Source organism: Abyssibacter profundi, assembly GCF_003151135.1.
Taxonomy (GTDB): domain Bacteria; phylum Pseudomonadota; class Gammaproteobacteria; order Nevskiales; family OUC007; genus Abyssibacter; species Abyssibacter profundi.
Map to the genome: position 1 here is coordinate 1 of NZ_QEQK01000025.1, position 9,872 is coordinate 9,872.

Here is a 9,872-nt window from a genome sequence, read left to right on the forward strand (position 1 = left end):
CGGACGGCCGCAGGCCGGCCCGAAGGGCGAAGCGCATGGACGCGCTTCGCAACGCAGGATCGCGGGAAAACCGGCCCGTTCCGTCTGGATTGCGCCTGCAAACAGGCCAGACTGCGTTGCTCGTCGTTCATTTGGAATGACCAAACTTCATTCCTCGCGCCTTGCCTGGCCTGTTTGCAGGCAGCAACTTGGCGGTGCTAATAGTTCAGTGCTTCCCTAGAACAGCTGAAAGGACTCTTTCGACCGGCGGGGTGAAGGTTCAAAGTTTCCAAATACAAGGTTCCCCATCTGGGATTGCAAAGGAACGCGGCGAGCATGCCTGACCAAGCCTGACCCATGCGTCCTGCGTGCTGTTTGTCACCTTGCGCGAAGAACGCAGGTGATCTGCGGCGGTTCACCATTTGTCACCAATGCGCAGGTTTGTCCGCAGGTTTCTTCGCTGTCGGTACGCGATTGGAGAACAAGGCTGCTTCGAGTTCGTCATCATTGATGTGATCCCGCGTCCAGTGACACAGCGCAGACAATGATCTCGCCGGCGGTCTTGCTGCTATGGGGTGTCTGGGTAGGATCAAGCCGCGCCTCACCTGAGGTGCATCTTCTTGTATCGCTAAGAGTGCGGGCACCAGATCCGTATCGCTTGAGACAAGGACGACTTGGTCATAGTCGTCGCTCATAGCATCTCGATACATGCCCAAAGCTAGATTCACATCAGTTTGCTTTTCCTCCATACGCCACACCTCTACAACATCTGACGGGTCAGGGTGATAGACATGGGGGTGTGCCTTGGGCAGCTTGGCTTTTTCTGGCTTTGTGTGTTGGCCCAGAACAATTTCAACGCCAACGGATTTCAGTGCTCGATGGTAAGTTGATTGCGCTTCAACACTATCTTGACCGTGTGAAGCGAATCGAGCTTTGATCCCAGCGGTACAGAAAACCAACTTGGTGAGGGAATCAACGGGTTCTTGGACGCGAAGGATATGTTCGATCAAATCCCAGACGTTTAGCCACTTGTATGGCGTGTTTCTGAGGCGCCCGTAGTAAAGGTTGTATCCATCTACGTAGGCAACGCTTTTCATTTCTCTGATCCCAGAAATGAAAACACCGGCTCGCGGCCGGTGTTTTCGCCCATCGCTTCACAGAACCTAATCTGCTCCCCGTGGGTGAGTTGTGATGCAAAATTACTTCTTGGCGTACGTGTTGTCAATTTTCGCTAGTTTCCGTCCCGAAGCACCGCGAGTCTTGCCGCTCAACGCGCACTGGGTGAACAATGGCGAGACAGTCCACGCCGCGTAGACTGTCAACACGCGCAAAAAAGTCGCTCGTTGAAATTTTTTTGTCCGCAACACGGGTGCGTCTGGGAGGCCGTGTTGCAATTGGTGACTGATTACGCTGCTTGCCACACCCAAAAATAAGTTGTCTGCGGTGGTTCGCGGCCGGGTCGTCCCGGCGTCTCCATCAGACTTCGCACCCAGCGCATGGATGGCCACTATGTATGGGCGGTATTAGCGCCATCGATCGAACCTCCGGTCTGACATCCATTTCCGTGGGGTTCTTCGTGATGCGATCTTCCGGAGGAGTGTTGGGTGTGAGTGCCCCAGGTCTGCTGATGAAGCCCTTGAGATCGTCCGCGTTGCGATCATCCAATTGACGTCGTTGTTTCTAGAGCGAGTGTAAAAACTTGTTGACCAGATCGGCCACCCGCCGTGGATCTTCCAGGCCGGCTAGATGGGCGATGCCATCCAGCACTTCGAAACGGGCGTCGGGGATGGCGTCGGCCATGCGCTGTGTTTCGGGTACGGGGAACGTCGCATCTTCGGCGCCTGCGACCACCAGGACCGGGATGCCGATGGTCGAGAGTGTGGCGAGCTGGTCCGGGCGTTCCGGTACCACGCTGCGGATGGCCCAGTGCACGGAGCGGCCGTCGACGCGGCGCAGTTCGTCGCGGATCTGCTGGATCACCTGCGGGCGCTCGCGCCGGGTGGTCGGGCCGACGAATGCGTCGATGGCCACGCGCTCCAGCGGGCGGGGTATGCGGCCGGCGCGCTGGATGATGGTGCTGAGCACCAGAAACTCCAGTCGTTGGCGCCAGCCCACGGGTGAGCCGGTGCAATTCATGAGCACGGCGGCGCGTAGCCGGTCCGGCGCCATGGCGGCCAGCGTGCCACCCATCATGCCGCCCCAGGAGTTACCGACAAAGACGGCCTGGCCTGGCGTGGTCTCGATGGCATCCAGAACAGCGAGCGCGCTCAGCGCACAGGCCGGGAAGTCGAAGCCGCTTTGCAAGGCTTCGCTGCGTCCCTGGCCGGGTGGGTCGATCAGCACGACCTGATGGTCGGCGGCGTGATGCGCGGCCTGGTCCAGCCACATGTCGCCGCTCATCAGCAGGCTGGGCCAGAACAGCATAACCGGGCCATTGGCGGGTCCGACCTGCACGTGGAGATGGCCGAGCGGCGTGGGGATGGTCTGGCTTTTCATGTCCCTAAGGCTCCGTTGCGTCAAAGTGCCCCGTTTGCAGAAAGCGTCTGGTCAGTTCGATGACCTCTGCATTACGCATGATGAAGGTGTGACTGGCGTCCACCGTACGAAAGGCCTGCATCCCGTCGAGTCTTGCGCTGGCCACCGACACCTTGCCGTCGTCCGGGCCTGGAATCCAGGAGGAGAACAGCGGGTTGTAGCTGCGGGTGCCGGTGATGATGCCCAGGTTGAACCGGGCCGGCCCAAGCTGTGCCGGCAGGCTGTCGGGGTCCGTGCCCAGCGTGAGACCGGCGGGGCCGTTCCACCACCGAAAAGGTGGCCAGTTGCCCATGCGGTCGACCAGCTCGCTGCCCTGGTTGGGCGGGCTTAGCATGACGACACGGCCGATGGTTGGGGCCTGGTCCATCGTGGCCAGCACGCGCACCAGGATGCCGCCCATGGAATGCGTGACGAAGTCGATCGATGTGTCGGTGTCGCCCTGGCACTGCCGGACGGCCGGCAGGACAACCTTGCGGGCCAACGCCGTCACGGTGGCGGTGGTCGAGGGGTAGTCGATATTGCAGATACGGCGGCCCGTCGCGGCCAGTGCATCTGCCATGGGCTGCATGGACCGGGCGGAACGCGCCAGGCCATGCAGTAGCACCACCGGGGCGTCGGCGGTAGATTTGGAGGGCGCCGCGCCAGCGGGCGCGCCCACGGCGGCGCAGCTCAGGCCGATGGCTAGCTGCACCGCGCTGCGCAGCCGCCTATAAGTGCAGCCCGCACTCTGTTTTCGGCTTGCCAATCCAGCGTCCGGCGCGGCCTTCGCCCTTGACGGTGCAATGGGTGCAGCCGATGGACTGGTAGCCCTGCGCCACCAGCGGGTGGAACGGCAGGCCGTGGTCGCGGATGTAGGCTTCACGCTCGTCCTTGGTCACGTCGATCATCGGGTTGAACTTGATGATGCCTCGACGCTCTTCAAAGATCTCCATTTCCGAGCGCGTGTCGGTCTGCCAGCGCATCAGGCTGGAGATCCACACGTGGTAGTTGGGCTTGATCGCCTCCAGCGGCTCGACCTTGTTGATGGAGCAGCAGAAGTCGGGATCGTGGCTCCAGGTCTTGTCCTTGCGCGTGAACTCGTGCTTCCACTCCTCGGCCTTGAGCGCCTGGACCCGCAGGCCGTACTCGGCTGCCAGAAACTCGCGGTACTTCACGGTCTCCTCGAAATGGTAGCCCGTGTCGATAAAGGAGATTTCCTGGTCTGGCCGGATGTTGGAGATGATGTGCAGGAAATACGCGGAGGTTGCCGCGAATGACGAGGTCACCAGCACCTTGGCCGGATCGAAGTCCTCGTAGACCTTGCGAATCCGGTCACCAAACGCCAGCGGCGCATAGGCGGCGTTCAGGGCCTCCAGGTCGGCTGCGGTCAACCCGGCCGAATTGCCGGCGGGTTGGTCTTCGATGTTCAGCACGGTGGCGCTCTGCATGGTCTGGTCCCATTCCAACTGCGACGCGCAGTGTAGGGGCGCGCTTTGGCCGCCACCAGAGACCGGTCGGGATTGGAATAAGGTAAGAAGCGGGCGGCGCGATACCGCCCGCCGCCCTATTCGCTCACGCGGAAGCTGCTGCGGCCGGCGTCGGCGGCGAGCTGCGCCTCGGTGAACCGCCACGGGATCCAGGCTTTGTCCGCGTAGGCCTCGGTCATGTTCTGGAAATACGGTGAGGCCGGGTCGGTGGACTGCGAGTAGGTCACGAAGCCTTCGGCAATCGGGTCGCCATTGTCATCCCAGGTGACGGTTTGAATGTAGCTGTTGCCGTAGGTGACCGGGTACCGGCCATCGACCAGTTCGCCACGAGCGGCAATGGTGAACGCGCCCTCGAAGCCGTTGCCGCCGAAGACCGGCACCGGGTCGGCCTGGTCGTGTACGGCCGAGACTTGCAGTGCACCCAGCGGGGCGTCCAGTGCCACGCCGGCCTGCTCCAGTGCTTCGACGGCGTCGGCCAGGGCCGCGACAACCTGTGGGTTCAGGGGGTTGAGCGTATTGGGGGTGTTGACCGGGTCGCTGGTATCGAAGGGGCTGAGCCACAGCGGCAGCAGCGCATCGTCTGCCCGCTTCCAGAATTCTCGCCAGATATGCCCGCCGACCGACTCGAGATTCAGCGAACCATCCCAGGCGGCTAACACCGCACAAGCGCCACTGACATCGACCGGCGTTAGCGACGAGGAGAGGATGGTCTCCAGCGGGCAGATCGAATCGAGCACGGTTTGTCGGGCCAGACGCTCGGTCATCAAGGCGCTGGACAGCACGATATCTTGTAGCTCGGCCAGATCGGCAAAGCCGGTGCCCGGACGCCCGTCGCTGCCGTCGAGCCGGTCCTGGACCTGCCGGATGCATAGCCGGGTGCGCAGGCTGCGTTCGTTGCCCTCGTCGCCAATGATGGCGGCATAGCCGGTGATGGGTTCGTCGGGGTGGGTGAGCCAGTAGCTGTCGTTGCAGTTGTGTACCCAGTCATCGCGTAGCAGCGACGGCAGATTGCCAGGCCCGAAAATGCCAGGTGCCGGCGCGTCGGCGTCGCTGTCCCAGTCGCAGTCGGAGCTGGACCCGCGTAGCACCGGCAGCCCCGGCATGAGCGCGCCGACGACGGGCCCCAGCAGACTCTGACACTGCGTGACCTTGTCGTCCGGGACGTTGGGCACGACGGTGATGTCAGCATAGTAGGCCGGCTCGCCCGGGCCGGTGGCCGCGGTGTTGACCCAGGGCACGCCCAGGATGTCCTTTTGTTTCTGGATGAAGTCATCCAGTGACTCCGCGCGATTCCACGCGAAAAACTGGTTGATCATCCGGGTGTTCTCGGCGTTGGCGTCGCGCAGTGTGTAGGCGCGCAGAACATCCCAACCCAGCACCGGGATGCCCGAGACACTCAGGCTCATCATCGGGCCGTAGTGGCTGCGGTACAGCGTGCGGGATTCCTCCGTCAGGCTGCCATCCGTCTCCAGGACCTGAATGCTGTAAGTCTCTGATTCCATTTCGACGGCCTCGCCATCGAAGAGGTAGCTGGTGGGGTTGCCCGGCACCAGCGTCAGCTCATAGAGCCCGAACCGGTAAGCCGTCGAGACCGTATGGCTCCAGGCGACATGGCGATTGAAGCCGATGAGGGCGGCTGGCACGCCGTAGAGCGAGGCACCCATGATGTCCAGCTCGCCAGGAATCGTCATATGCGCCTGATAAAGCCGCTCGGTGCCTTCCCAGGGGAAGTGCGGGTTTCCGAACAGCATGGACTGGCCGGTCTGCGTCGCCTCGCCCGATAGCGCATACATGTTGCTACCGATGGGCAGGCCGCCCTGCAACGGGAATTGCTCGCGGTCGGTTGCGACCGCGGGTGTTGTCTGGCCGGGTAGCGGCGGCTGGGCCGCACCGATCTCGGTGACCAGTGCGGAGCTGCTGGCGATGATCGCCAGCCGGAAATAGCGGCGGTACACATCATCCGCGGTGATGGGGGTGACCCATCCCGCGTCGCGGCAGGCCGCGTGGCGTCCCGGGTGTTCGCCGGCCTGCAGCTCGCGCACGTAGCGAGAGTAGCCGGCAGCGAATCCGGCGGTGGCGGCAGCGGCCTCGGGTGAGGCATCGGCGCGCAGGGCCGCGACCCGCTCTTCGATCTGCATATGCCGCCAGAAGAAGTCGGAGTCGACATTGTTGGAGGTGTTGCCGTTGGCCGGGATGCTGTAGCTGCCGTCACGGCCGAAGAACTCGGCCCGGCGGCCCAGCGTGGTGATCAGATCCTCGGCCAGCACACAGAGATTGTCCTCGGCGTGGACATACCCGTAGCCATAGCCGATATCGCCATAGTCGGCGCCGGTGATATGCGGTACGCCATCGCTGTCGCGGACGATGGTGGCATCGTAGGTTGGTGCTGCGCCGACGGGCGGATTGTCGCCCTGGTCGCTGCCGATACTGCCGCCGCAACCCGCCAGCGACATGAGTCCACAGGCCGCCAGACCGGCCGCCCATTGTGCGTTTCGCATCCCTCTCCTCCCCCGCGCAGTCCCTGCGCTATGCCATCGGTCTGCGGATCGATACCGTCCGCTTACGACCGCATGCTACGCAACGGGAAGCTGCCCGGGTGGCCCAGGGCTTCGATGCCCACCGGTGGGGTGGATAGGCCAGTTAGTTCCGTATTCTCGGTTATGGCCAATCCGGCGGAAGCGGACGCCAGCCAGTAATGCTTGAATCTTGAAGTACTGTTGTGGCCCGGTCAGCGCTAGCGTGAAACTTGACCAAGCTCTCAAGTGGCAAGTCGACGAACACTACATCGCTGACGTCACGTTCAATCTGCCGACAAAGGTCCCGCTCCCATCGCTTGAATCTTGGAGCCCAAGCGCGGCAGTCAGAATAGTGACCGTTGTTCGCGACCGCGATAATCGCGTGGAGCTGGAAGCCGACGGTTTGAATCAGGTGGTCGTACGACGCAGTATCGCGATTCCATGCAGGGCAAAGCACTAGATTCGCTCGGCCCAACAACTCTGATACAAGTCTCGTCTCGATCAGTTCGCTGCAAATGAGTACTGACAGGCGCCCCCAGGGCGAATCTACAACCACCCTGTCGGGCCAACTTTTTGGAGATGGAAACTTCAAAGGCGAGGTTTTCTTAGCCAGGTGAGCGGCTTCCTCGCGGGCAGGCCTTCGTTTGGTCCAAGGCCATGCAGCAACCGAACCGTATAGCCCTGGGAACACGCCAAACGCCTGATTAATCACGTGCGATTTTGCGGTCTCGTGCCGATACTCCAAGCCAGTGACTAGCGCGAATTTCCCATTGGAAACAACGTGAGTTGCGATGGGACGAAGCCACGCTCGAGGCAATGACAACTCTGGCAGAACGAGTAATGCGCGGCTCGGCCACTGAACTCTGCTTGCAGCGCCGTACGCTTTGCGGAGCACTTTCTCGACGTCCAAAAGCCTCTGCAAGCTCAAGACAGGTTGGCCGTGCTCGCCCCCAGCAACCGCGGTCGCCGCACCGTCCCAATAGGCCTCAGCCGCCACGAGATTTCCAAGAATTAGACGAACTGAAGAGTCAGAATTCTGTTCAAGAAGGCCAAGCTGCTGCTGCCATCCGCCTAGCAAGCGAACCTCGCGCCCGTCTTTATTCGACTCCCCGATCGCATCTTGATAGTTCGTTCCACGGACCGCGTTAACAACGGCCAAAAGCTCGGCGAAAATTTCCTCAGGCAGTTCCTCTGATTCCGCTCGATATAACAGGCGCCGGGCCACATCGAAGTAGGACGGTGGACGGGGAGATGCGAACAATCGAGCGGCATCTCCAACCCAGGATTTATCACCAAACTCGCTGCAACGACGGACAAAAGTCTCGATCCTGTCCAGCCGGGCGGCGAGACTAGAGTCTCTCCTAAGTAGCCCCTGGAGATCAGGGACTGCTTTTGCCCTCTCTGCGACAGCAGAGCTACTCAAATTTAAAAGGTCTGCCTCACGATCCAAACTTCGCAGGTCCGCCATTGCAAGGCACTCAGCCCTCCGCTTGAGTGCGACCCAGCCCAACCGCCGCCTTTTGTATGTAACCTTGAGCTTTGGAGCTATTCCCTCAGGATAAAGGTCAATTCTGGTACGAATGCACGCGCACACCGCTTCTAGGCGGCGTTCATGTAGATAGCTGCAGAGGCTTTCGCTTGCTCGCGCAGTGGGAGGAATCTCGTGCCCCATGTAAAGCATCTTTGCAACTGTGCCACGCAATGCGGTTGTATCTCGCCACTTCGCATCCATGCGAGTCAGCGCATCCTCGGCGGCCGACATGTCCCCAACCTTGACCGCCAGCTGCAGTAATCGAAGAGCGACATCGAAATCTGTTACCCAGTTTCCACCGTGATCAAGAATCCGCACCAATTGCTCAAGGTGCCGTCGGATCAGGCTTCGACCCTCATCCGGGTCTATCATCGAACTTGCACGCTCAAATGTAGCGATGCTTGTTGAGAGCGCAAATCGCTCCAGCTTGGCGCGATCAGCATCGCGAAAGACTCGAAGCGAAGATTGACCATCGCGGGATGCTCGAATCAGATTCGCGGCCGCTTCGGTAGACAATGCATCCACGTCCAAGAAGGCGCGCCGCCCGCTCACAAGCTTCGCGAAATCACGCCCCACAGCAGACAGGAAATCCAATCCCTGCTCGCCGCTTAGCTTGAGAATTCTGGTTTTCTTGTCCTGCAGAACGAGGCGCGATCCAATTCGCTCGACCGCCTTTGAATCAATAACCCAAGAATCATCTTCCCCTCGAGAGATTGGCAGCAACTTCTCAAGTATCTCGTCTTCCGAAGACCCGATTCCATCATCTGCAACAACGATAAAGTCGTCCACGTACCTTCGAAATGAAAGCACTTGCGGGCATCGTCTGATACGCGCATCGAGTGATGTAAGCGCGAGGTTCGCGATCAAGCGGCTGGTAAGCCCACCGATTGGAATGCCTGTTTCAATTGGTAGCTGCAGAATTTTTGCGGCTCTGGTCTGATATCGCCCGATTGCACTGATCAGTGACCGAGCCGCACTTTTAAATTCATGCGCACGCCCAGTAATTGAAAGGACAGCAAAGGCCTCTTCTAAAAACTGCCCCTCCAGAAGAAATCGTGGATCAATGCTGTCGTAAAAGCGTGCTAGGTCAGCGGTAACAATTACCGCAGTATTCTCTCCGTCTTCGAGGTGTCGCCTGGCAGCGGCCACACCGTCTTCGCGATACTGCTGATACTTTGTTGGCCAGTACTCAAATAACCACCGCCGCGACTTATCTACAGCGGTGCCTCGAGTATCGAGGCGATATCCCAGCGAGTCACTACTTATCAGCTTTTCAAGAGCTGGACCGAATTCCCATAGAAATAAGACTTCTACAATCAAGTACTCAGGGCTGGGGGTAACACGCAACTGTACGTCGAGGGGCTCAGGGCCAGCAGAAGAGCTCCCAATCTCCCTGATGCCTAGTTCATGCGTGGGATCTGGCAGTGATTTTGGCGTAACCCAAATATCATCTAAATTGACGCCATCAAACCAGTTCTGCTTGGCAAGCTTGCGCTGTAGTGCGATTAAGTTCGTCGCAAGGTCTTTCTCGAACTTAGCCAGACGAATTAAGCCCACGCCGCGTTTTTCGTAGTACTGGGCGATCTTTGCTTGCCTGTAGGCCAAGAAAAGATCAGAAATGGTGTATTTCTTCAAAACGCTGCCTTCTTGCCCGCCCGTGAGCTCCAGATACCCCTAAACCGTTTACTCAAGGAATCAGCGTAGGCTCAGGAAACAAGTGCAACACTATCCAAAAAGAGTGTTGCCATGTCATCCAGCTACCATCACCTGAGCCCAGAAGAGCGTGCGACCATCATGATTCAGCACGGCCAGGGCGCCACGCTTAGTTCCATCGCACGCCTGTTG

General features: G+C 59.9%; 7 protein-coding genes. 1 reads left to right on the top strand and 6 read right to left on the bottom strand.

The genetic code is table 11. From position 1 onward, the window contains the following. Positions 1-404: 404 nt before the first annotated feature. The 6 genes from DEH80_RS16950 to DEH80_RS16975 form a co-directional block, all read right to left on the bottom strand. Positions 405-1,076 (bottom strand): NYN domain-containing protein, encoded by a 672-nt coding sequence (locus tag DEH80_RS16950; protein ID WP_109721712.1) that lies wholly within the window; start codon positions 1,074-1,076, stop codon positions 405-407. Positions 1,077-1,659: 583 nt separating this feature from the next. Beyond that, positions 1,660-2,475 (bottom strand): alpha/beta fold hydrolase, encoded by an 816-nt coding sequence (locus tag DEH80_RS16955; protein ID WP_109721713.1) that lies wholly within the window; start codon positions 2,473-2,475, stop codon positions 1,660-1,662. 4 nt (positions 2,476-2,479) lie between these two features. Beyond that, positions 2,480-3,205: an alpha/beta fold hydrolase gene (locus DEH80_RS16960; RefSeq protein ID WP_207774669.1), complete on the bottom strand. Its 726-nt coding sequence runs from the start codon at positions 3,203-3,205 to the stop codon at positions 2,480-2,482. Between the two features lie 16 nt (positions 3,206-3,221). Next, positions 3,222-3,941, bottom strand: coding sequence for a phosphoadenylyl-sulfate reductase (locus DEH80_RS16965; protein WP_109721714.1), 720 nt, complete (start codon positions 3,939-3,941; stop codon positions 3,222-3,224). Positions 3,942-4,057: 116 nt separating this feature from the next. After that, positions 4,058-6,478 (bottom strand): penicillin acylase family protein, encoded by a 2,421-nt coding sequence (locus tag DEH80_RS16970; protein WP_109721715.1) that lies wholly within the window; start codon positions 6,476-6,478, stop codon positions 4,058-4,060. 160 nt (positions 6,479-6,638) lie between these two features. Next, the gene (locus DEH80_RS16975; RefSeq protein WP_165831544.1) at positions 6,639-9,662 is read right to left on the bottom strand and encodes an RNA-directed DNA polymerase; all 3,024 of its coding nucleotides are present in this window, start codon (positions 9,660-9,662) and stop codon (positions 6,639-6,641) included. Between the two features lie 111 nt (positions 9,663-9,773). Here DEH80_RS16975 and DEH80_RS17855 point away from each other — a divergent pair. Continuing rightward, positions 9,774-9,872, top strand: a 99-nt coding sequence (locus DEH80_RS17855; protein ID WP_133249082.1) for a helix-turn-helix domain-containing protein, incomplete at its 3' end; no start/stop codon positions are given.